Raw genomic sequence first — 21,747 nt, forward strand, 5'->3', positions numbered from 1 at the left:
AAGGCAGCCCTTCCGTAGCGCGGGCGAGGCCGCCTCAGCGGCTCCACCGTGCGAGACCGGATGAACTCCTCGACCGCGCTCTCCGGGATACGCACATGCCGGCCGACCTTCACGTAGCGGATGCGCCGTTCCTCGACGAGCCGCCGGGGGAAGCGGGTGGTCGTGCCGAGCAGCTCGGCGACCTGGTCGACGGACAGGTAGCGGTCGTTCATGTAGCGGGCTCTCCTTCCGTTCCGGCGGCGGGTTCGAGGGATGCGGTCAGCCACTGTTCGCCGGTGCTGAGGCCGGTTCCGGCGAAGACCCAGTGGGCGAGTACGAGCGTCGTTTCGCCGTCCTGCGGGGTGGTGACCGGAGCCGCTTGGGCGCGGCGCCATTCGGCGCGGGCGTCGCGGAGGGCGCCCAGAGTGGTGGAGTAGCGGCGGGACTTGGTGGAGAAGTGGCCGCGGAAGCCGAGCATGTGGGCCCAGGCCCGCAGCCGGAGGTCTGCCAGCTCGGGGCGTGCGCCGAGGGTCCAGGCCGTGCGGATCATGCGGCGGGCATGGTCGCTGATCCGGGCCTGAGCCAGCTCGGCGAGGAAGCGAAGCTGGCGGTCCAAAGTGCCGGTCGCGGTCTCCGCACCTTTGGTGGCGTACTTGGCGATGTACGCGGCCACCGCGCGTTCGGTCAGCTCTTGGCCGTCGTCGAAGTCGGAGGAGCGGATCGTGCGGACGTCGAGCTGGCGGCCGAAGGTGAAGGTGTGAGACCGGCCGTCGACCTCCGGTCCGGTGACGCGTGCGGCGGTGGTCGCGGCGCGGATGGCATCCGTCAGCAGCTCGGCCGTCGCCCAGACCGGAGGCGATGTGTCGCCGCCTTCCGGTCCGTCGAGGCGGATGACCGCGTGGAAGTGGACGGCGCCGCGCTTCTGGTACTCGGCGACCTTGGCGAAGGAGATGCGCGCGTGGTCGCGGAAGGCGCGTTGGGTAAGTCCGGCGCGCTTGGCGACCTCACGGCGGAGGTAGATGGAGAACCGGCGCCAGAGGGCCCCTGCGTGGGCGTTCCAGAGCACGGCCGCTTCGTAGTCGTACCTCTCGGGATCGAGCGGTGTGCCCAGGGCGGAGTCTGACTCGGAGTGGCGTGTGCCGCAGCGGCAGTTCCGGCCGCTGGAGGGTCGGTTGTGGACCGGGCCGAAGCTCGGGGCGGTGAAGGTGGCGAATACGCGCGGGTGCGTGCCGACCTGTTCGGGGGTGCCCTTGCCGCCCCGCAGTCCGGCGGTGATCAGGTGGTAGGTGTCGCGGCGGTAGGTCTCGGCGCAGGCCGCGCAGCGGGTGGCACGTCGGTTGTTGCAGCGGACGAGGAGCTGGCCGGCGGGGAGGTTGGCAGAGTCCAAGTGGTGCAGGACGTTGCCGATCTCGCCGGTTGCCGTGTTGACGTCGTACTCGGTGCGGTGGCCGTCGAGGCGTACGGGGTGGGTGCAGCCGCCCAGGCCGGAGAGTTGGCGGGCCAGCTCGGGCATGGTGCCGCACGAGGCCAGCATGGAGAGTTCCGCCAGCGGGGGCGGAGTCTGCCGGGTGATGATGGGCATTCCTTTCGGCTGTTTCAGCGGTTGGGAGGGACGGCCCCGGGGCGGCGGGATGCTTGGCGGCGTTTGCCGCCCCGGTGGCCGGTCAGCGCCTGTTGGCGCCAGTGACGAGGGAGCGCAGGACCACAGCGGCGATGGCCACGGACACGGCCGAGACGGCGACCGCCGCCAGGAGCGCGGTGAGGACGACGCCGACGACGACAACGGCGGCCACCGCACCGGCGCCGACCCCCACGAACGGTGCGACCGAGTGGCCGGCGGAGGGAGCCGGGGCATGGTCCTGCGGGATGTGAGTGGTGATGCTCGGGACGTGCGGGGTGTCGGGCAGCTTGGGGCGGAACATCGCGGGACTCCTTGTCAGTCGGGGTGTCATTCGTGGGTGCCGTTGACGACGTCGACCCCGGAGCGGGTGCCGGACTCGATGGCCGGGGCGAGGAAGGTGTACGAGAGCCAGAAGCCGAACAGTGCGATCACGACGGCGACCCAGAGCCGGATGCCGAGGAACTTGATCGCGGCCCAGGCGACGACGCCCAGGACGAAGACGAGCGGCAGCGAGACAGTCATGGGCGCTCCTCAGCGGACGCGGCAGCGGTGGGTGCGCGCGGCCAGCTCGGCGGCGGCGCGGCTGTCGTAGTCCGTGGAGAAGCCGCAACGCGGAGCCGTACAGGCGGCGGTGTGCTTCTCGCGGCCCCGGCTGTCGTAGTAGGTGCCGACCTGGACGGGGCCGATGCGGACGACGCGGCGGAAACGGCGGTTGGCGGACATCAGGGCATCTCCTTGTCGGTCTCGCCGGTGAAGTCGGTGACGTGGTCGGCCAGCCAGCGCAAGATCTCGTCGCCCTCGTAGCTGTCGGCGGCGAGGATCACCGGCTCGGCGATCAGCACGGCTTCGGTGAGGCGGTTCTGTCGGGTCAGCTCGGCGGCACGCTTCAGCGCGCGGAGCGTGGACGGACGCAAGGTGGAAAGTCCTCCAGGTCAGGGGAGTTGAGTGGCGATGGTTTCGGCGAGCGGCATCGGGACACCGAGCCGGGCGCGAAGGGTCGAGGTGTCGATGTCAGTCCCGGTCCGGGCGCGGTGTTCGTCGGCGACCTTGTGCGCCATGGCGACGAGCGCGGGCGGTACCGGGGACGGCGACGGCGAAGCCGGCTCCTTGCCGACGGTGGGCAGTTCGGTCGATGCCGCAGTAGTGGGTTCGGGTGCTGTGGCCGTCGAAGGCGGCTCGGGTGCCGCCGCCGGAGCCTCTACGGGCTTCGGCGATCCGTGAGCGAGGAGCGTGCCGCCCAGGAAGGCCACCGCGGGCCAGCCCGCGACGAGGATGCGCAGCCAGGCCGGGACGTCGTCCAGGTCAAGCAATCCGGCCGTGGCGACGTTGGCTCCGAGCGACGCGATCAGCGCGACGAGGAACCAGCACCACCCGGCCGTTTTCGCCTCACCGGAGCGGAGCCGCCGCCAGGCGGCCACCAACAGCAAGTCGACGGAAACCGGGTAGGCCCACGCCTTCCAACCGTCCTGTCCGGCAGCCGAAGCCAGGTCGTGCAGGTGGGCGAAGGACAGTGCGGCGGCGATCAGCGCTTGAACGAGCACGGCGTCAACGCGGACGGGCAGAGTGCGCACGGCGCGACTCCTTCCGGTTCCAGGCATGGATGGGGTAGGGACTTGGCGCGGGACGGCCGCGCCGACCGTTGGAGCGCTTCGGCTCTAGTCGGTGACCGGCCGAGGGGCGGCCACGGGCCCGGACGCCTTCACAGGCATGGGCGGGGCGTACGGCCGGAAAGGCGTGAGCGCCGGTACGTCCGGGGCGAGGTGTGCCGTCTCGCGGCAGGTGGCCGCAGCGTCGGCAAGGGACAGGTGTGGGGTACGGATGCGGGACCAGCCGCCGGACGTGTCACCGACGACGGCGAGGCCGGGCAGCTCGGCAGCAACGGCGCAAGCCGCATAGACCGCCTCAGACGCGATGTCACCGAGAGCCATCTTGGCGGACGCTTCGTCGTTCACACGATGGCAGACACGGCCGGTCAGTTGGGCCCGCAGCATGGTGGCGCCCTTACCCAGCTCGGCCCCGAAGCGCTGTCCGCAGACCTCCAGGTAGATGCCGGCCGCACGGCCGAGCTGGGCGAGCCGGATGAGCTGGGTGACCATCTCGTCCCGCCGCTCTTCCTCCTTCCTCGTGGCGATGAGGAAGAGTTCGGCCACCTCATCGATGAACAGCACGACGGGCGCCGGCCGTTCGTTCTCCGGCAGCCCCCAGATGTCCGAGGTGATCTCTTCATCCGGAGTGCCGGGAGCGATGCCCTGCCGGGCCTTGATCAGGTCGTAGCGGTCCTCCATTTCCTTCACGAGCACGGGCAGCAGTTCGGCTGCCTGTTCCGGATCGGTGGCCAACGCGGAGAGCCGGGGCGCGAACGGCGCCAGCTCGACACCGCGCTTGCAGTCGATTCCCACCAGGACCACCGGCTGAGTGGCCAGCCCAGTGATCAGGTTCCGCAGGAACATGGACTTGCCCGACAACGTGGCGCCGAGCACGAGTTGATGCGGTACGGCTCGGTAGTCCCGCACGAACGCGGTTGCGTCCTCCTTCAGAGCCACCGGCACCTGAAGCAGGCCGACGTCCATCCGGCGAGGCATTCGCACCTTTCGCAGGACGTCGAACCCAACGAGCCGCAGTTCCACGACCCCAGGCTTGACTTCTCGGACGTACACGGCGTGAACGCCCCAGGCGTGCCGCAGCCGTTCGGCAGAGGCCGCCACGTCGGCAGGTTCCTGCCCCGGGGCGAGCCGCAGCCGGAGCCGGAGGCCGGTCGAGGTGGGCCGGATCATGCCCCGGCGAGGGGGCACCGGCCGGACCTCTCGCCGAGTGGTCGCCTTGACGGCCAGTGCCCGCCACCGGGACGGTTCGACCGTCAGGCCGCACGCATCCATGGTGGAGGAGTACGAGGCCAGTAGTCGGGCCACCGAGACCGGCAGTCCGACCGTGGACCAATACGCCGCCGGGTGAGCGTGCCGGGCGTAGGCCGCGCCGCCTATCGCGGCGAGCGACCCGCCCAGCTCGGCCCACGTCACCAGGTCGGTCGCGTCGATCAGCCCGCCTCAGCCATCGGGAAGGCACCCGGAGCCACGGCGGTGGCCCGGTAGGCGATGCCGTGCCGCTGCTGGCCGTTGAAGACGGACTCCCACGGCCGGGCAATCAGCCCCGGCAGGGCGACCGGCGCCCCGAGCGTCAGCCCCTCGGCGACACCGCTCTCAGGAACCGTGACCTTGATCAGCGACGACTCCCCCTCCTCGATGTAGACAACGCCGATGGTCATCAGGGCCTCACCGCTCACGGCGTCCTTGGCGACCTCACCGGTCTGCCGGTCACGCACCTTCGGCGCCGGAGCTTCGGTGAGCAGGATCGTCGCGGTCGAGGCGTCAATGCGGATCACACGCACAGAGATTTCTCCTTCTGAGTCGATCAACTCGCCACCTGACAAGTTGACTTAGCAAGTTCGAAGCTACGGATGCCAGGTTGACTTGTCAAGTGTCTTCATTGCGGTCGCCGAGCAGCCCTACTACCCCGAGCGCACTATGGAGTTAGCAGCACAGGGAGGGCGCGACATGAGCAAGCAAGACCGCGCTCCGGACCCACAGTCTTGGGGCCCGCGCAACCCCCAAGGAGCAGCACCACCGCCGGCCTCCTGGCCAGGACCACCGCAGCAGGGGTCACCCCCAATGCAACCGCCGTATCAGGGCAGTACGGCACCCCCGCCGAGGAAGCGGCGCCGTGTCTTCCTGTGGGTCTTTCTCGCCGTACAGATCTTGTTCCTGGCCTGGGTCATAGCGGGAGCCGCGAGCGGCAGCGGAACCCCCGACGAGTGCAGGGGCCTGACAGGAAACGATCTGGAGGTGTGCGAGGACGCCGGCGATGTCGGAACCACGATCGGCGTGGGCCTGATAATCGGGCTCTGGGTAGCCGTCGACTTCATCCTGGCCCTCACATATCTGATCTACAGGCTTGCCAGCCGACGACCCCGGGACTGAGGCACATTCACCGGTTCACTCATCAGCCCAGCCGGTAGGTGTCCTCAAGTTCCTGCCGGTCAGCCGGAAGTAGCACGTCAGAGACTTGCAGCGCCTGCCCGGATGCGTCGCACGCGATGACGAGGACGCTCAGCACTGGCACGCCGTCCGGCAGGCCCAAGAGTCCCGCTTCACCCGCCTCAGGAAGTCGAGCGGAGACCCGTTCCGTGACATGGTCGAAACGGATCTTCTTCCTGGCCTCCAGGTGTGCGCGCACACCTCCGGCCAAGGTCTCAGCACTCGCCAGCTCGGTGTCCTCGGCCAGGCCCGCGGGGAAGTACGACGAGACCAGCTCGACGGCTTCGCCATCCTCCTCGACCAGGAAACGGCGCATGAGCACCTTGGCTCGCTTCGGCAGCCCGAGCGCAGATGCGACCCGCACCGGAACGGGGACTTCGGCAACATCGACGAGGCGTCCTGCGGCCTGCGACTCGTCGCGCTCCAGAGCCTCTCGCCCCCGCCGATCCCTCTGCTCCACAACCTCCGGCCGGCCCCGAACGATCGTGCCGTACCCCTGCCGGGACTCAAGCCAACCGTCACGCTTCAGCAGCTCCAGCGCCCGAACGACGGTCGGGCGGGACATCCCGAAGGCTTGCACCAACTGGTTTTCGCTGGGCACCCGAGTGCCGGGCGGGTACGTGCCGTCCTCGATGCGGCTCTGGATCGTCTGAGCTAGGCGCACGTACTTCGGTGCCGCCACTTCATACGCCATGGACGCCGCCTGTCGCGATTAGCCAAGTCAACTGGTCAACCAGACTAGCGACAACTGGAGCGTCAGAACAGGAGCGGAGTGAAGCCCTCGCTGGACGGCCACGCGCCGGCCACGTCGCAGGAGACCATCGTCCCCCCGAAGCGGCTAGGCCCGGCATGCCACGACTCGGCAATAGAGTCGACCAGCAGCAGACCGCGACCGTGAGCGTCACTGGCCTCTGGCCGCCGCATCTGAACGTTCGCGGGGAAACCCGGGTTGTGCACCTCGATCCGAAGCGACGTCGCCACCCGAAACCACTCGACGCGCACCACCCAGGACTCATCCGCCTGCCCATAGAGAACCGCGTTGGTCACCAGCTCCGAGATCATCAACGCGCAGTCGTCGATCGAGCAGGCCGGGTTGTACGGGGCGAGGAACTTCCGGAACCAGTACCGGGCCCGAGGCACGGACTCCGCGACGGGGTGCAAAGTCATGGCACCGAGTCGCGGCCATTCCTCAGAAGGAAAGCGGTCGATCGTGTAGGCCATCCGCGCTCACTCCTTGCCGCTGCCGTCACAGTCAAGGCAGCGCCGTTTCGATGTGACACGGTGGCGATCGTTGGCCGTGGAGAGCGCCACAGCCGTACGGGAGCCAACGCGCTTCCAACCGCGCCCGCGACAACCCCGGCAAGTTAAGTGCGCGTCCTCGTCCGGCCGCTGACTCGTCACCCGTGCCCCCTTCCGAACCAAGTGGCCTTAGCCACTTCCTGGATAGTGGCATTAGCCACTTCAGATCCGCAACCCGTTCGCCGCAACTCGCGGGACCTCACCGCACCATCAGGTGAGGGGGTAGCCCTGCTCGAAGGCCCAGCGATGCGGCGGGTACGTGGCTTCGGCAAACTCCAACGGCCGGTCCTGGAGGTCGAAGACGACGTGGTGGACGATCAGGACGGCCGAGCCGGGCTCCAGTTGAAGGTCAACGGCCTCCTCCTCCGTGGCACCCCGCGCACACATGCGATCTTCCGCGTAACTGCCCTGCCGCCCGGTCATGTTCTCGACGTACATGAGCGTTCCCTCTTGGATGCGCTCCGGCTCAAGCAGCTTCGGCGCACGGTGGCCGACATCCGGAGCGAACCACGAAGTGGACAGCGTGATCGGCCCGTCCTGGTTGTTGGTCACCCGCCGCCGGTGCACAGCCCGACGATCCTTGACCAGGCCCAACCCTTCAGCGACGTGCGCCGGCGCCTCCATCCAACCGGTCGAGGTGATCACCGCGTACTCACCGGGCGTGTAGATCTTCCCCGTCTGCCGAGCCCGCCCGTACAACTCCCGTGCTCGACGGTTGACTTCCAGGCTCCGCACGTACGTGCCCGACCCCTGACGCTTCTCGACGAGCCCTTGATGGCTCAGCGCCTCCAACGACCGTGCGGCCGTGGGCCGGGACACCTTCCAGTCCGTCGCCAACTGCCGTTCGGACGGCACCTCGTCGCCCGGTCGCAGGTCACCTCGAAGAATCTGATCACGGATGTAGTGCGCGATCTGGAGATACTTCGGCTGAGCCTCCTCGATCTGTGGCATCAGTCCTCCTCACCCAACGTGGGCTCCAGGTGAGTAGTGGGCTACCCCGCTACCGGCCTGAGGCCGATTCTCGACACAAGTGGCTATGGCCTCTAGCCACTATAGGGTGAGTGGTCAACCCCGTACCCCGTAGGCTGAACCGCATGACGCGGTTGATCGTCGCAGCAGGAGGAGGGGGCGACGCCGTCGCCGCCGCAATGCTTCACGCCGCCCTCTACGGCGACGAGGACCAGGCGGTGATCCTCACGTACGCGTGGGACCGCCTTTTGGTCGACCCAGTACCCGGCCCCCGAGGACCAGACAACTTCACCGGTCTCCTGCCCCTCACCCCAGCAGTCTGGGCAGTGCCGGCCGAAGCCCGCCCCATCGCTCCGGCAGGCTCGACTCTCCCCCGACTCGCTGCAGAGCTCCGGCAGCACACGTTCGCGCTGATTGATCCGCACTACGGGGTCGAGGGCGTTACCCGCCAAGTCGAAGAGTTGGTGGACCACTTGTCACCAGAGTCGATCGACCTGCTGGACGTGGGCGGCGACATCCTCGCCCGCGGCGATGAGCCGACGTTGAAGAGCCCCCTCGCCGACGCCGTCACCCTCGCCGCGTGCTGTCAGGTGAACGCGCCCGTCCGTCTCCTGGTGGCGGGCCCCGGCCTCGATGGCGAACTCCCTCTCGCCGAACTGCGCGGCGTGCTCGGTCCGCTCCTCCACACCCTCACTGCAAAGGATGTCCAGCCGGTCAGCTCGGTCCTGGAGTGGCACCCGTCCGAGGCAACCGGGATGCTCGCGGCGACAGCCCGAGGCGTGCGCGGCACCTGCGAGATGCGAGACGCCGGCCTTCCGGTTCCCCTCACCGATGAGGGGCCGACCGTGCATGAGGTGGACCTGGACGAAGCGTTGACCCGCAACCAGTTGGCCCGGGCCATCCTGACGACCGCCACCCTGGACGAGGTCGAGGCACACAGCCGCGAAATTTGCGGCTACTCGGAGATCGACTACGAGCGGAACAAGGCCGCGTGGCTCAAGGACCAGCCATCGGTGGAGCTCGACCCGGAGGCCGTACTGTCCTGGCTCGACGACTTCCAATCCGAAGCCCACAGCCGCGGAGTCACCCATACGACGTTCCGCCGCATCACCGAAGCCCTGAACCTCAACGGCTCCCTACGCGAGGACCTGCGCCAACTACTCATCAGCAGCTGCCCGGAGCAGTACACCACACCGCTATGGCGTATCCCTGCTGAGCACGCTAAGGCCTGACCACTTCTTTACTATGACTAATCCGCTGGGCGGATAGGGGGTCGCCTAGCCCTCTCATTAAGCCGTTTGGCACGATGCAGATCGAGTTCCTCGATCTCTTTTCTCAACGCCTCTTTGTGCTCGTATGACAGATCGGGCGAAGTGCGAATCTTCACCAGCTCGGCCCGGTAGGTGTCATACTGCTTCTTCTCTCTGCGGTGATCCAAGTTGTCTACGATGTTGGCCACTAGCGTTGGAACGAAGAGGATCGCAGCTGGCGCCGCCCAGATAAATGCGCGCCCCGGCCAAGTTGTAGACCCCAAGGTCATGCCGATTGTGACCATTAGCATTGCCACGCCAGCACTAGAGATCGAGTCAGTACGCGTGTACTGGGGCTCCTCCTTTTTGCTAGCCATTGGCCCCACCGCGCTTCCGCGCCCGATCCTCACTCGCGATGCGACGCCATTCATCGATGTTGGCGTTTAACGTCCTCTTTCTGGACAGTGCGCGCCGCGCCAGTTTTAACACGACTGGTGCAGCTGCCACAGCTGCGGAGGCCACAAGTTGAACCACGGGAAGATAGTCCACAATCGGCACTCTACCCAGCATTGCGCCAACCCACGCACGTTCGTTATATAGTCGTTCGGATTTAGATCATCCACTGCCAGCGGGGCGCGAGGACCGAAACTAATGCCGATCACGCGTTCGAGCTGCCGACTGAGTTACAACCTTCTTTACGGGTTTCAAGGCGGCTCGCTCCGCTCGCCGCGCGCGGCCCGGCCCCCGGCCGGGCCTGCGCTCCTGTCTCCGCCCCGCTCCAGCCCGGCCGGTGCCCGTCCCGCGCGCACAGCAGCCGCCCAACCTCAGAGGGGGGGTACGTCGTAGTTGGGAAGGCCGGCTCCACAGCTTTACGGAGCCCCTTAGGCGTGAGCCTCGAAACATCGAGCAGACTGCTGCACCACGAACGCCCACCCCCTTCCCCGGAACGGCCGCACAGCCACAGGGGGTGATTAGCCCACAAAGTCTTCATCGCTCAGATGCCAGTCGTCTACTCTGCACGGTAACTGGAGTGCCGGCAGCGGGGCTGGAGCACCTCAGTGGGCAAGCGGGGGGCAATGATGAAGACAATCATGCACGGCGCATCGGAGATGACGCATTCCGATGGATCGAAGAAGGCTGAAGGCGAGGCCGCCGCCGAAGACACTGAGATCCTAGGGCCAACGCTGGCCATATACTCGCCTGCAATATTGAACTACGCATGATAACCGACCCATTGATCCACCGCAGATAGGGCACTCCAATCATGCCGTCAAATTCACTTTCACCCTGCCCAATGCCCCAGGCGCATAAGCGCCTCATGGATTGCCATGCACAATGGCACGCATTGCAGGAATCCTATTTTGACCCGGACAGTTTCAGGCTTGCCCTGAACGCCTTCCTGCAAACACACCGAAGCGTGACCAGCCTACTCCTTAAACATAAGTCGAATCTTCCAGAATTCCAGGACTGGTTTTCCGAATACGACAACCACGCCGCAAAAACCGACGTGATGCGTTGGGCCAAAAAGTCACGCAATCGGATTGTTCATGAATCCGACCTCGATCTCAACAGTTCATGTCATGTGACCTGGATCGGAAACTGGTACAACCAGCGGGAAGTAAAAGCTACTTTCCCGCCTCGCATGAGCGTGAACGAGATTATTGCAGCAATCAAAATTCACGCGGCATGCCCCCGTTCGGGACCATCACGATTAAGAGGCGCTGGGTAGACAGAGCACTCAACACTTGGGAGGTATTGGACGCAGCAGCCGCATGCTACATGCACCTAAACGACTTGCTGCGCGCGGGTCACTTGGCAGCCTACGTTTCTCGCTGCGACCTCGAAGGAAGCTACGCTGAGTGCGTAGACTCCAGCCTAACCAACACATCGGGAAAGCTCAACTGCATGCATATTGCGCAGTCTGAACTGGCCAGTCACTTCTCTGTGCCTGATGGAGCGGTTTTGGAGGATGTTTCGGAAGAGTTTGAGATCGATGATGTGAAAGCACAAGCGTCTGCCAAGAGGTACAAGATTCCCGAATTTCCCGATGGGGATGCCATTGCGCGCGTGCCGGGGATGATGGTTGTTGCACGTAAGGTCATGGAAAAGGATGGCGTCCACGGGACATTCGCTTTCTGCTTCAAGGGGGAATCTCTTCTAACCATCCAAGCGATGCAATTCGACAGCCAGAGGACGAAAATCCTGTCATTTGAAAGGCTCGCCGACCTCGTCGAGTCTACGAGAGCGGATGGCGTCCTAGTCATCGGTGAGATGTGGACAGCCTTGCAAACTGCTCGCGAAAAGCAGCTCGGCACAGTTCTATTCCCGGCGCGGGACCGATTGGACCGAATGGAGGCGCTTTCGGTTTACGCTGTCACCCGCGACGGCCGCCAAGCGGAAACGGTCTGCTTCGTAGAGCGGGGTCCAAATGGCGAAGCCCGCTGCGGCGAAACAACCGGAATTGAGCTTGGAGGTGCAATGAACACCATGATTCCTGTCAGAAAAAAGTGGAAAGAAATGGAGAGCCGTGGCCTCTGATGGTTTGGCAATCCGCGAACCCGCCTACACCAACAATCACGCATGCTACGGCTGACCAAGTCCCGCCCCGTATGGTCAGCCCCAAAGCCGCGATTCCTTCACCAGCAGGCCCACAGACTGCATAGCATGCCGGAAATTTGCGAGAAGTGATCACTTACATTAAAGCGGTCGAGCATGAAGCGGTTACACCGGCCATCACGCACTATTCAGGATTGCCTTTCTCCCAATACTCATCCATTCCTTCAAGGTCGGCTTTCCCGAGGTGGTGAGCAGCTTCCATCGCCAGGCCACTCAAGCGCTGCGAGACATCTTTAGGAAGAGCCATTGAACCAATGCAGATCCCAGCATAAAGAATCACGCTGCGGCCGATTTCATTGAGGCAAATCAACAGGCCGATCTCGTTGTAGAGCCCGCCAGCTACGGGCGGGGCATGGGGAATAAAATGTTGCGGACTGTGGCCAGGGTGAGCTCCGTATCCACTCAGCTTTGAGTATCTGTCCTGGTCAGTTGGCACGTCCCAACCCCCCTGCTCCAGACGCAACCGAACCTGTACTGCAGAGTACTTGCGACGACGAACCCGCTCATCAGCGCTTCGCCATTCAGTCAGGGTGTCTGGATCATAGAGAAACAGGGATACCAAGTTCACTCTCTCCGCGATTGAGCGAGATACGGTGAGAGCCTCGTCATAAAATCCCATATGCATTAGGCGGATTGCGGCACGTGCGGAGTTACACACACCTCCAGTCAGATACTCAACCGCGTGATCACCGCCCCGACATCCCCAATAGCAGCTGGATGCCCTATCCAAAATAGAAAGCAAGGTGCCGAGGATGGTGTACAACTTAGGTGCTCTTTCACCCAGAGTGGGAAGCATCTCCCTCGACTGCGCATCACAGGAGTCTTCGAGACTCCTCATAGCTGCGTAGAAGCCTTCCCCTTCGAAATCATCATCCGTTGATTGAGGCATGGATCCTCCTCCTCACACTGCACCTGCTTGGAACGTACACCTCACCTCGTTCCCGAGCGATGACCTGCACCGGTGGCCGGCTGCGGCCATCCAGCGACAGATGCAGTTGCAGTAGGTACACTCAAGTCGCCTGCAACTCCGTGTAGTTCGGAAGCGGGATCGGTGCTGACGAGGCAATGCCAGGTGCTACGAGCGAGGGCGCCAGTAGCCCCTGGTGCCCACACCGATCTCTCTGCTTCGAAAGGGGCTACATGGAACTGGCGGGATGGGTGACGGTCGGGACCGCAACGGTCGTCGGGGGGTTCACTGTCGTGGGACACCTCTTCGACCAGGTCCCGGCGCTCTCCCAGAAGTTGATCACTGCGATTCGGTCCGTTCGCGCGGTGCGTGACGAAGTAAGGGCCCACCGCAAGTGATCACCGACCCCACCAGTGGGAGCCTTTCACACTGGTGGGGTCGGGACCTCACGGACCGACCGTGGTTGTGTGGCCCTGATCAGCGCCGCAAACCAGTAGCGTGGCTGAGGACGGTGGGGGTGCACCGAGGCATACGCGCGCCTGGTCGGTTGGCGCACCCGCCGCCGTGGCTGGCTGTCGGTGGCTGAGGTTCGTGCCACAACCGTGCCAGATGCAGGAGTCAGCCACGGTCGACAGCAGTACCTCATGGTCGAGTGCCCGCCCGCTTCCTACCTCGGTGAAGTCGCAGCTCAGAAGCACGATCCCCCTGCCTCTCTCCTAATGCGGGTGCTCATGGACGGGCGTGCTCCCGGGCCGTCTTCGGGCCGTAGAAGGGCGCTCGGCGATGACCAACGCAGCACAGGGCACTGCCGGGCAACACTGAGCGCTCAGTGGCAGCAGCCCGGAGGGGGCCGGCAATGTCCCGGTGCCTCGCCAGACAGCGGCGACCGTGTAAGCCAGGAGGTTCACCAAGGTTCCCAACTCCCGGATCATCGCGGCCAGATGCGGTATTGGTAGGGGCATGAGTGAGCCGTCGCCTGCCCCCGAGCCTCCAGACTGGCCGCACTGCGGAACCGGGGCCGACTCTACGAATGACGCCATCGGATGCTTGGGCATTCAAATCAGCCCGGGTGGGGCGTGTCTGGAACACACTACGGAACAAATCAGGCGCCGGTACCTAGACTCCTTGGGGCCAGGAGACTCGATCGATCTAAGCGGCACCGTATTTGACGCGAACCTTCTAGATGAAGTGCTCGATGCCGTAAAAGACCCCAGCACCGGAAAGTCTACTTTCGGCCTCGCTGCTTTTAGAAAAGCAAGTTTCGGCGGCGCGACGGACAATGCCAGCGCAGCATCATTCGCCGATGCACTGTTCCAGGGGGACGTCGATTTTGGCGAGTCTCATTTCGGTGACGGCTTCTCTCTGGAGCAGACAGAATTCCTCGGTGGCGCATCCTTCTGGCGAGCGAAGTTCTCTGGTGACACTTTCTTCGAGGGCGCGCTATTCAGGAACGAAGTGAACCTCCGCGAAACCGATTTCGATTGGCTACTCTCAAATACAGCTCAATATTTCGGAAACGTGGACTTGACTGACGCCACCCTTCGAGAGATATGGCTTCTCGGCGCAGTATTCCATAAGGGCTTGAAGATGCACTCCACTACACTACAAAGCGCTTCCCCAATAGGCCCCTTTATGTGCCTAGGGGAGCTCAGTCTGTATGAAGCAAATTTTCCGAAACCCACTACGCTAGAGGTCACAGCAAGGCGAATCGCGTGCTATAGGACTACCTGGGGGGCGGTAGCAAAAATCAAAGCGCGCCATGCTCAAATCTTATTGGAAGATCCTGTACTCTCACAACCACTAGCAATCGTCAGCGCATCCACCCCCTTCGATGACATTCCACCCGAATCTTTTACTGGTACCACTCATAGCGGAGAAGCAAAGATTGTCTCACTCGACGGAGTGGACTGCGCTTGGCTCACACTGTCAAACCTCGACCTTTCCTCATGCAGATTCGATGGCGCTCTTCACCTTGACCAACTCAGGCTAGAGGGGAGATGGATCTTCTCGAATCCTCCTCAAGGCACACAATGGCAGTTGGGAATTCCATTCAGTTGGAACCAGCGGCAGGTGATCGAAGAGGAACGCATGTGGCGCGCTTTGCCATCCCACCCTGCATCTCTGCATCGTGGGTGGGGCGCCGCTCCGGAGCACCCACACGATGTCCCGAGCCTCGCTAGTCTCGCAATTATCTACCGTCAGCTCCGCAAGGGCCGTGAGGATGCAAAGGACGAACCGGGCGCAGCAGACTTCTACTACGGCGAAATGGAAATGCGCCGCCACAGCAGAGGATGGGGGACAGCAGAACGCTGGCTGCTTCAGGCGTATTGGCTGCTGTCCGGCTACGGCCTGCGTGCCTCGCGTGCGCTCGGCTGGCTCACCCTCGCAATGATGACGACGATCTTGCTGATGATGGGCTTCGGCCTCCCCCAGAACTCCCCCAAGCAGGAGGCTACCGGCACCGTTCCGCCCGGTGGCGGCACGGTGACCTTCGAAATCGACAAGGACGATCCGAAGAATCCGACAGGAGATCGCTTCACCGGCGAGCGCTTCGACAAGGCGCTCAGCGTCACGCTCAACTCGGTCGTGTTCCGCTCCAGCGGGGAGGAGCTGACGACAGCCGGCCGGTACATCGAGATGGCATCCCGCTTCTCCGAGCCGGTGCTGCTCGGTCTTGCTGCGCTCGCCATTCGGGGGCGAGTGAAACGGTAGGCGGGCGGTGTCAGAGGCGTGCCAGACCCGTGCCAGATCGTGCGGGGAACCACGGGGAATGCCGGGGAACCAGCCGACCGTTTCCACTAGGGTCCGACGCTACTCCGCCGCAGGTCAGCTCCAAGACAAGCCGCAGATACCCTTAGCTTCCCAAGCTGAGAGCGCGAGTTCGATTCTCGTCACCCGCTCCACGATGAAACCCCAGGTCAGCGGCCTGGGGTTTGTTTGTTGTCTAGTCCAATTCGAGGGTGGCGTGCCCTCCGCGTGCCCTAAATCGAGATCGACTGGCCACTTCAGGGCCGCTCGGGTGCCACTCTGGGCTACCCGACCCTCAGGCACCTCGAATAGCGAGACGCAATTCGTGTGACCCGCACCACCATTACCTCCAGTGTCTGCGAAGTCGCGTACGCAAAGCCGAAGTTCACGAACCTCAGCCGGAGCCGAGGTGAGGCCGGTGGGCCTGCGCTGGGAGGGACAGACTCTCCCTCCCGCCACGAGTGTCACCGGCTCAGACTCGCTGCTGCGTGCACACGGCGTCCTACCGCGCTGCTCGACGTGCACGTTCGAGCGCAGACGCCGCGTCGTCGCGTCGTCGCGTGCCGGAAGATCTCCGAGAGTGGGTGACTGAACGTGAGCAAACCGCGGATGCTGTCCCGGGCAGGGCTGGTCGCAGGAATGTGCGGGATTGCTTTGTCGGTGTTGGCGGTGCCGCAAGCCTCCGCGCACCACGGTTGGTCGGAGTTCGACACCACACGCGCTTACTACCTTTCAGGGGAGCTGACGAACGTGCGGTGGGGCAGCCCGCATGTCGAGGTGACCATCCAGGTGGAGAAGACAGCGGTGCCCCAGGGGTGGGCCGACCGCGAGATCCCGCAGGACGTCGAGGCCATGGGCACCCGCGACACGATGAAGGCCACGCGCCCCTACGACGGCGGCCGCAAGGAGCTGCACCTGGTGCTGGCACCGCCGGAGACGCTGCGCGGATGGGGCTTTGACCGGCGTCTGGAAGCCGGAGAGACCCTCGAAGCCGTGGGGTTCCTCAGCCGTGATCACGACGACGAGCTGCGACCGGAACTGATCTTCCTGGAGAACGGGCAGGCCGTGCGGCAGCGGTTGTTGTCGTTGCCGGACAAGCCCGTCCCGCCGGGCGCTTCCGGCGAGTCCGCCACGGGCTCCGGCGGCGACGGCCGGCAGGGTTCCAGTGCGACGGGCCAGGCTGCCGATTCCGGTTCGTCCAGTGCTGTGGTGTGGACGGTTACCGGGGCCGTGGCGGTGCTGGTGGTGGCCGGTGGCGCTGTGTACGTGCGGCGCCGCAGCACGGAGCAGTAGGTCGTGTCGGGCTTCTTCAGCCGGCTCGAAGAGTCGGGGCTGTCCGAGGCCGTGCGGACGACTCCGTATCTCTATGCGGTGCTGGAGTGCGTCCATGTGCTGGGGCTGGCCGTGCTGGTCGGTCCGGCAGTGGCGTTCGATCTGCGGCTCCTGGGCTTGGGGCGGCGTGCGCTGCCGGTGACGGTGGCGGCTCGGCATCTGCTGCCGCTGGCTCAGATCGGGTTCGTCGTCGCCGCGCTCACCGGCGTCTTCATGTTCGTCTCCGGCGCGGTGTCGATCGCAGCCAGTGGTGCCGCGCCCTTCAAGCTGGGACTGCTCGTCGTCGCGGGGATCAACATCGCCGTCTTCCATCGCGGCGTCTATCGCGGTGTCGACGGCTGGGACACAGATGTGCGTCCCCCTGGCCGGGCTCGCGCGGCAGCGGTGATCTCCCTGGCGTCGTGGACCGGCGTCACCGTCTGCGGGCGCCTGCTCGCCTACACCTGATCCGGGTCGGCTGAGTGGTCCGGCCGACTCGCTGGGCGCGCTGTCCGTGCGTCGGCACGCCGTAGGTCACGGTCCCCGCGTCCGGTCGTGCCGGGCTCGGGTCCGTTGCGCTGCCTTCAGGCTGAGGGTCTCCTCAGGCCGGTGCAGCGGCTGTTTCCCATCCGAATCCGAGAACGGCCGCACTGGTGCGGCCGGGAGCCGCCATGAAAACAAAAAGAGTGCTGGCCAGTGCCGCAACCGCCCTCACGGTACTGGGCGGATACATGCTGTGGCCTACGAGCGCAGCGTCCTCCGACCAGCGCAGCCGCGCAGATCGGCAGGTGAATTCCCTGGTGCGGGCGATGAGCCTGGACGAGAAGATCTCGTTCGTCCACGGGTCGACCGATCCGGAGAGCCGGGGCCAGGCCGGCTTCATTCCCGGAGTCGAGCGTCTGGGCATCCCGCCCCTGCGGCTGACCGACGGCCCCGCCGGGATCCATCTGGCACAAAGGGCAACGGCCATGCCCGCTCCCGTGGCGCTGGCGTCCACCTTCGACGATCGCCTGGCCCGTGACTTCGGCAAGGTCATCGGGCGGGACGGAAGGGCGCTGGGCCAGGATGTCCTGCTGTCTCCGATGACCAACATCATCCGCGTTCCCTATGGCGGCCGGAACTTCGAGACGTTCGCCGAGGACCCGCTCCTCTCCTCCCGCATGGTCGCGCAGGAGATCGCCGGCATCCAGGGTGAGGGGCTGATGACCTCGGTCAAGCACTTCGCGGCCAACAACCAGGAACGCGACAGGCAGACGCTCGACGCGCGCGTCGGCGAACAGGCCCTGCGCGAAGTCGAGCTGCCGCCCTTCGAAGCCGCCCTCAAGGCAGGCGCGAGCTCGTTCATGTGCGCCTACAACAAGGTCAACGGGGTCTACGCCTGCGAGAACGAGGAACTCCTCAACAACGTGCTGCGCGAGCAGTGGGGGTTCGAGGGCTGGGTCATGTCGGACTGGAGGGCCACCCACTCCACTAAGTCACTGAGCGCGGGCCTGGACCAGGAGATGCCTCTGGGCCAGTACCTGGACGCGCCGCTCAAGAAGGCCGTCCAGGACGGCAGCATCCCGCAGAGCAAGCTCGACATGTCCGTCACCAGAATTCTCACGCAGATGCACCACTTCGGCCTGCTGCGCTGTGCCTCGCCCGCCGGAGCCCGCGAAGGGTGCACGCTGCCCGAGCGACCCGCCCCGGCGGGCACCATGGGCGACCGGATCGCCCAGCAGGTGGCGGAGCAGGGCGCGGTTCTGCTGAAGAACGAGCGGCACACCCTTCCGCTCACCACGCGCTCGGGCAGCCTCGCCGTGATCGGCCAACCCGCCCAACGCCCGGTGATCGGCGGCGGAGGCAGCTCCGAGGTCAACCCGCGCACCGTCACCGCCCCGCTGGACGAGATCCGCAAGCGCGCCACCGGCGCCGTCGCTTACCGGCCTGGGCTTGATCTGACCGGCACCCGAATCGACGACAATGCCCTGCAACCGGCCTTCCCCACAGACGGGATCGATCTCGGCTACGACGAGGAGAAGACGTTCACCTCCACGCTGACGGTCAAGCGTGGCGGCATGTACACCTTCACGGTCGGTGCCCCGCAGTCGATCTCCCTGCTCACCATCGACGGCACCGACGTACTGCGCGGCTCACGCAACAAGGCCGCCCGTGGCGCCCTGCGGCTGAAGCCCGGCACCCATGAGTTCAAGCTCCAGCTGCGCTCCATCCGTTCGACCGACCACGTCAGCATGTCCTGGGTCACGCCCGAAGCCGTCGCAGTCGACCGCGCGCAGGCCGTAGAGGCGGCTCGCGCGGCGAAGACCGCCGTCGTGTTCGCCTTCGACGAGGGCACCGAAGGCTTCGACCGCACCGGTCTGTCCCTCCCCTTTGAACAGGACCAGCTGATCGAGGCGGTCACCCGCGCCAACCGCAACACCGTCGTCGTACTCAACACCGGGTCAGCCGTCACCATGCCCTGGCTGAACCGCGTCAAGGCGGTACTGAACATGTACTACCCGGGTGGCATGGGCGGCCGTGCCACGGCCCGGCTGCTCTACGGGCAGGTCAGTCCGAGCGGGCGCCTCACCCAGACCTTCCCGACCTCCGAGGAGCACACCTCGGTGGCCGGCGACCCGTCCGCCTACCCAGGTCGCGACGGGGTGGTCACCTACAGCGAAGGCGTCGACGTCGGCTATCGCTGGTACGACAAGACCGGTACCCCGTCGCTTTTCCCTTTCGGATACGGCCTGTCCTACACGTCATTCGAGTACAGCCGCTTCCAGGCCAAACCCACGAGGGATGGGCTCACCGTGACGCTGCGTGTGCGCAACACCGGCAGGCGCACCGGGTCGGACACCCCGCAGATCTACCTCGGCCCGGACTCCTCCTGGCCCGGCGAGCAGCCCACCAAGACGCTCGCCGGCTACACCAAGGTGACGCTCGAGCCCGGTGAGGAAACGACCGTCCGCATCCCCATCGACCGGAACAGCCTGCGGCACTGGAACGCCGACACCCACGAGTGGGACACCGGCCGGGGTTCGCGCACAGTGTGGGCCGGAAGCTCGGCCACGCGCCTCCCCCTCCACACCCGCATCCCCCTCCGTGGTCCCACCCCCCCCCGGAGGGCGGTGGGGCCCAGCCGATCGGCGGGGCCCCACCGCCATCATCGGTGCCGGTCTTGCTCGCCGGAGCGCGGCAACCTCGCGTTGCTCGACCTGTCAGCGAGTCCGTTCCGGGTCGGTCACCGCGACCTCAGGACGTCCCTGATCACGGGCATGGCGGTGAACACCTTCGGCCAGCCGGTGAAGTAGGCCAGGTGGTTCAGCGTCGCGTCGACCTCGTCATCGGTGAGCCCGGCGTCCATCGCCTTGGTGAGGTGAACCGTGATCTGGCCACTCTGCCCGGTCGCGACGAGCGCCACGACGGTGATCAGGCTCCGGTCACGCGGCTTCAGGTCCGGGCGCAGCCACAGGTCGTCGAAGAGCACGTCGTCGGTGTCGTCGACGACTCCCTGGGAGACTCCGCCGTACTGCTCCTGCACGCGTTGCTCACGTGCCCGCTCGGCCTCCTGGTCCTGCGGGAGCAGTTCCGGGTCCCTCTCGGGGAGTTGGTCGGCACTGATCCCGTGCGCGGCGAACACCTTGGCAATGGGGGGCACCGCGGCCTTGGCGTTCTGCCAGCCTGTGTAGAACGCCAGGTGCGTGACCGTCTCCGAGATCTCCGCGGCGGACAGCCCGTCGTCGAGGGCTCGGTCGGTGTAGCGACCCAGCTCCTGCGTCTGCCCGTTGGAGATGAGCGCCGCGATGGTGATCAGGCCCCGGTCGCGACGCGAGAGGCTGTCGTCGTTCCAGAGCTCCTGGACCCGCTCCTTGTCGTACTTCGCCAGGGCCGGGGAGACCGACTCGATCTGACTGGTGCGCGAGCGGGGTGCGGAAGCCGAGCCGGGATCGGCCTGCGCGGTGTACCCGGCGAGGAACGTGCCCGCGGCGATCGTCGCGATGAGGGCGATTGTCCTGGGCTTCGTCATGCTCCCTGCCCTCGCTTCCCGCGCAGGTACTGCTCGTCGGTGACGTGCTCCAGCCAGTCCACGGTGGCTCCGTCGACGTCGTACGTGACGGCGGTGTGCGTCATCGCACTCGCGTTTGTCGCCCCGTGCCAGTGCTTGACCCCCGGGGCGAACCAGACGACGTCACCCTCGTGGACGGTGATGCGCTTCTTGCCCCACTGCTGCACCCACCCTGTGCCCTCGGTGATGATCAGGCGCTGTCCGGCGGGGTGGGTGTGCCAGGCCGTGCGGGCGCCCGCTGAGAACCGCACGTCGGAGGCTCGCTCGGAGTTCTCGTCGCCGATGTACTGCGACTGGATCGACACCTCACCGGTGAAGTTCTCCGGAGCACCCGGCACGATCGCTCGTTCCGCGTCACGCGAGACGACGATCCCAGGACGTGAGGTAGCGGTTGCGGGCTCGGGCGATGCGGCTTGCGCGCTCGCGGCCCCGACGGCGGCCGGGGCGGAGCCCGTCGCAAACCCGGTGAGCAGAAGCGCGCTGCCCGCGACACCGGCGAGCAGGGCGGCTCGGGTTCGTCGAGATGTTTTGATCATCGTTACTTCCAATCTCTGCAGGGTGGTTGGGATCGGACGGCACGCTCGATGGGGGTTTCGGCGGTGAGCCGGGAAGGCATCGGCAAGGCAGTCCGGGACTCGTACGTCCTGCTGTCAGAGCGCGCCTGACACGCTTTCAGTGGTCAGGGCGGGCAGTAAGGGAGAGTTCCTCCCAGGGAGGAACTCTCCCTGCCACCTCCCTGGTGCCGTCGGGCACAGTCGCCACAGCGGTCCCCTCGACCGCGACGAGGCGCCCCCGATGTTCCGTCCATGGGAGATTCCATGAGCTCCGAGCCCGCCACGCCCCCGACGCCGACCGAGCGGGTCCCACACGGCGTACGGTGCTGGCCACCACAGCGGCAGTCGGCGGCGCACTGACCGTGGGCCGCACCCCCGAAGCCGGGCGGCGGGAAGCCCTCGCGTACGAGATGA

22 protein-coding genes and 1 pseudogene are annotated in these 21,747 nt (G+C 65.5%); 8 read left to right on the top strand and 15 right to left on the bottom strand.

The window, feature by feature from the left end:
* Window positions 1–2: 2 nt before the first annotated feature.
* The 9 genes and pseudogenes from ACFT32_RS21310 to ACFT32_RS21350 form a co-directional block, all read right to left on the bottom strand.
* Window positions 3–212 (bottom strand): annotated as a pseudogene (locus ACFT32_RS21310) (excisionase family DNA-binding protein); the annotation flags it as partial.
* Window positions 209–1,513, bottom strand: coding sequence for a replication initiator (locus ACFT32_RS21315; protein WP_382492711.1), 1,305 nt, complete (start codon window positions 1,511–1,513; stop codon window positions 209–211). The gene ACFT32_RS21315 and the pseudogene ACFT32_RS21310, both read right to left, overlap by 4 nt.
* A gap of 130 nt (window positions 1,514–1,643) precedes the next feature.
* The gene (locus ACFT32_RS21320; protein WP_382491404.1) at window positions 1,644–1,901 is read right to left on the bottom strand and encodes a SpdD protein; all 258 of its coding nucleotides are present in this window, start codon (window positions 1,899–1,901) and stop codon (window positions 1,644–1,646) included.
* A 26-nt stretch (window positions 1,902–1,927) separates the two neighbouring features.
* The gene (locus tag ACFT32_RS21325; RefSeq protein ID WP_215120063.1) at window positions 1,928–2,122 is read right to left on the bottom strand and encodes a hypothetical protein; all 195 of its coding nucleotides are present in this window, start codon (window positions 2,120–2,122) and stop codon (window positions 1,928–1,930) included.
* Window positions 2,123–2,131: 9 nt separating this feature from the next.
* On the bottom strand, window positions 2,132–2,323 hold the full coding sequence (locus tag ACFT32_RS21330; protein ID WP_215120064.1) for a mobile element transfer protein: 192 nt from the start codon (window positions 2,321–2,323) through the stop codon (window positions 2,132–2,134).
* Window positions 2,323–2,514 (bottom strand): hypothetical protein, encoded by a 192-nt coding sequence (locus ACFT32_RS21335; RefSeq protein WP_104783024.1) that lies wholly within the window; start codon window positions 2,512–2,514, stop codon window positions 2,323–2,325. The genes ACFT32_RS21330 and ACFT32_RS21335 overlap by 1 nt, the downstream gene beginning before the upstream one ends.
* An 18-nt stretch (window positions 2,515–2,532) precedes the next feature.
* Window positions 2,533–3,171 carry a DUF2637 domain-containing protein gene (locus ACFT32_RS21340; protein WP_215120065.1) on the bottom strand — a complete coding sequence of 213 codons (639 nt, stop codon included), beginning with the start codon at window positions 3,169–3,171 and terminating at the stop codon, window positions 2,533–2,535.
* Between the two features lie 84 nt (window positions 3,172–3,255).
* Window positions 3,256–4,617, bottom strand: coding sequence for an FtsK/SpoIIIE domain-containing protein (locus ACFT32_RS21345; protein WP_382491409.1), 1,362 nt, complete (start codon window positions 4,615–4,617; stop codon window positions 3,256–3,258).
* 17 nt (window positions 4,618–4,634) lie between these two features.
* Window positions 4,635–4,985, bottom strand: a complete 351-nt coding sequence (locus ACFT32_RS21350; RefSeq protein WP_215120067.1) for a hypothetical protein — start codon at window positions 4,983–4,985, stop codon at window positions 4,635–4,637.
* 367 nt (window positions 4,986–5,352) lie between these two features.
* Here ACFT32_RS21350 and ACFT32_RS21355 point away from each other — a divergent pair, with 367 nt between their 5' ends.
* Window positions 5,353–5,574 (top strand): hypothetical protein, encoded by a 222-nt coding sequence (locus tag ACFT32_RS21355; protein ID WP_251057841.1) that lies wholly within the window; start codon window positions 5,353–5,355, stop codon window positions 5,572–5,574.
* Window positions 5,575–5,596: 22 nt separating this feature from the next.
* On the opposite strand, the gene ACFT32_RS21360 is transcribed toward ACFT32_RS21355, so the two are convergent.
* From ACFT32_RS21360 to ACFT32_RS21370, 3 genes are all read right to left on the bottom strand, one after another.
* Window positions 5,597–6,325 (bottom strand): GntR family transcriptional regulator, encoded by a 729-nt coding sequence (locus tag ACFT32_RS21360; protein ID WP_382491412.1) that lies wholly within the window; start codon window positions 6,323–6,325, stop codon window positions 5,597–5,599.
* A 62-nt stretch (window positions 6,326–6,387) separates the two neighbouring features.
* Complete coding sequence (locus ACFT32_RS21365) at window positions 6,388–6,852, bottom strand: ATP-binding protein (protein WP_382491415.1); 465 nt, start codon at window positions 6,850–6,852, stop codon at window positions 6,388–6,390.
* A 288-nt stretch (window positions 6,853–7,140) separates the two neighbouring features.
* Window positions 7,141–7,881 carry a GntR family transcriptional regulator gene (locus tag ACFT32_RS21370; protein WP_382491418.1) on the bottom strand — a complete coding sequence of 247 codons (741 nt, stop codon included), beginning with the start codon at window positions 7,879–7,881 and terminating at the stop codon, window positions 7,141–7,143.
* Window positions 7,882–8,024: 143 nt separating this feature from the next.
* On the opposite strand from ACFT32_RS21370, the gene ACFT32_RS21375 reads away from it, so the two are divergent.
* The 3 genes from ACFT32_RS21375 to ACFT32_RS21385 all read left to right on the top strand — a co-directional run bounded on the left by ACFT32_RS21375 (window position 8,025) and on the right by ACFT32_RS21385 (window position 11,687).
* The gene (locus tag ACFT32_RS21375) at window positions 8,025–9,131 is read left to right on the top strand and encodes a DUF1152 domain-containing protein (protein WP_382491421.1); all 1,107 of its coding nucleotides are present in this window, start codon (window positions 8,025–8,027) and stop codon (window positions 9,129–9,131) included.
* A 1,312-nt stretch (window positions 9,132–10,443) separates the two neighbouring features.
* Entirely contained in the window at window positions 10,444–10,878 is a 435-nt protein-coding gene (locus ACFT32_RS21380; protein ID WP_382491424.1) for a hypothetical protein, read from the top strand.
* 176 nt (window positions 10,879–11,054) lie between these two features.
* Window positions 11,055–11,687: a hypothetical protein gene (locus ACFT32_RS21385; RefSeq protein ID WP_382491427.1), complete on the top strand. Its 633-nt coding sequence runs from the start codon at window positions 11,055–11,057 to the stop codon at window positions 11,685–11,687.
* A 202-nt stretch (window positions 11,688–11,889) separates the two neighbouring features.
* Here ACFT32_RS21385 and ACFT32_RS21390 read toward each other — a convergent pair whose 3' ends face one another.
* Window positions 11,890–12,654, bottom strand: coding sequence for a hypothetical protein (locus tag ACFT32_RS21390; protein WP_382491430.1), 765 nt, complete (start codon window positions 12,652–12,654; stop codon window positions 11,890–11,892).
* Between the two features lie 1,143 nt (window positions 12,655–13,797).
* On the opposite strand from ACFT32_RS21390, the gene ACFT32_RS21395 reads away from it, so the two are divergent.
* The 4 genes from ACFT32_RS21395 to ACFT32_RS21410 all read left to right on the top strand — a co-directional run bounded on the left by ACFT32_RS21395 (window position 13,798) and on the right by ACFT32_RS21410 (window position 20,024).
* Window positions 13,798–15,384 (top strand): pentapeptide repeat-containing protein, encoded by a 1,587-nt coding sequence (locus ACFT32_RS21395; protein WP_382491432.1) that lies wholly within the window; start codon window positions 13,798–13,800, stop codon window positions 15,382–15,384.
* A gap of 630 nt (window positions 15,385–16,014) precedes the next feature.
* A complete protein-coding gene (locus ACFT32_RS21400; protein WP_382491435.1) occupies window positions 16,015–16,713 on the top strand; it encodes a DUF6152 family protein in 699 nt (232 codons plus the stop codon).
* A 3-nt stretch (window positions 16,714–16,716) separates the two neighbouring features.
* A complete protein-coding gene (locus tag ACFT32_RS21405) occupies window positions 16,717–17,199 on the top strand; it encodes a DUF6644 family protein (RefSeq protein WP_382491437.1) in 483 nt (160 codons plus the stop codon).
* A 203-nt stretch (window positions 17,200–17,402) separates the two neighbouring features.
* Window positions 17,403–20,024 carry a beta-glucosidase gene (locus tag ACFT32_RS21410; RefSeq protein WP_382491440.1) on the top strand — a complete coding sequence of 874 codons (2,622 nt, stop codon included), beginning with the start codon at window positions 17,403–17,405 and terminating at the stop codon, window positions 20,022–20,024.
* Here the strand turns inward: ACFT32_RS21410 and ACFT32_RS21415 are convergent.
* Both ACFT32_RS21415 and ACFT32_RS21420 read right to left on the bottom strand, forming a co-directional pair.
* Window positions 19,955–20,740: a carboxymuconolactone decarboxylase family protein gene (locus ACFT32_RS21415; protein WP_382491442.1), complete on the bottom strand. Its 786-nt coding sequence runs from the start codon at window positions 20,738–20,740 to the stop codon at window positions 19,955–19,957. The two genes, ACFT32_RS21410 and ACFT32_RS21415, sit on opposite strands and share 70 nt — an antisense overlap.
* Window positions 20,737–21,117, bottom strand: coding sequence for a cupin domain-containing protein (locus ACFT32_RS21420; RefSeq protein WP_382491445.1), 381 nt, complete (start codon window positions 21,115–21,117; stop codon window positions 20,737–20,739). Before ACFT32_RS21420 ends, ACFT32_RS21415 begins: the two co-directional genes overlap by 4 nt.
* Window positions 21,118–21,747 lie beyond the last annotated feature (630 nt).

This window comes from Streptomyces sp. NPDC057002, from assembly GCF_042673825.1.
GTDB lineage: Bacteria > Actinomycetota > Actinomycetes > Streptomycetales > Streptomycetaceae > Streptomyces.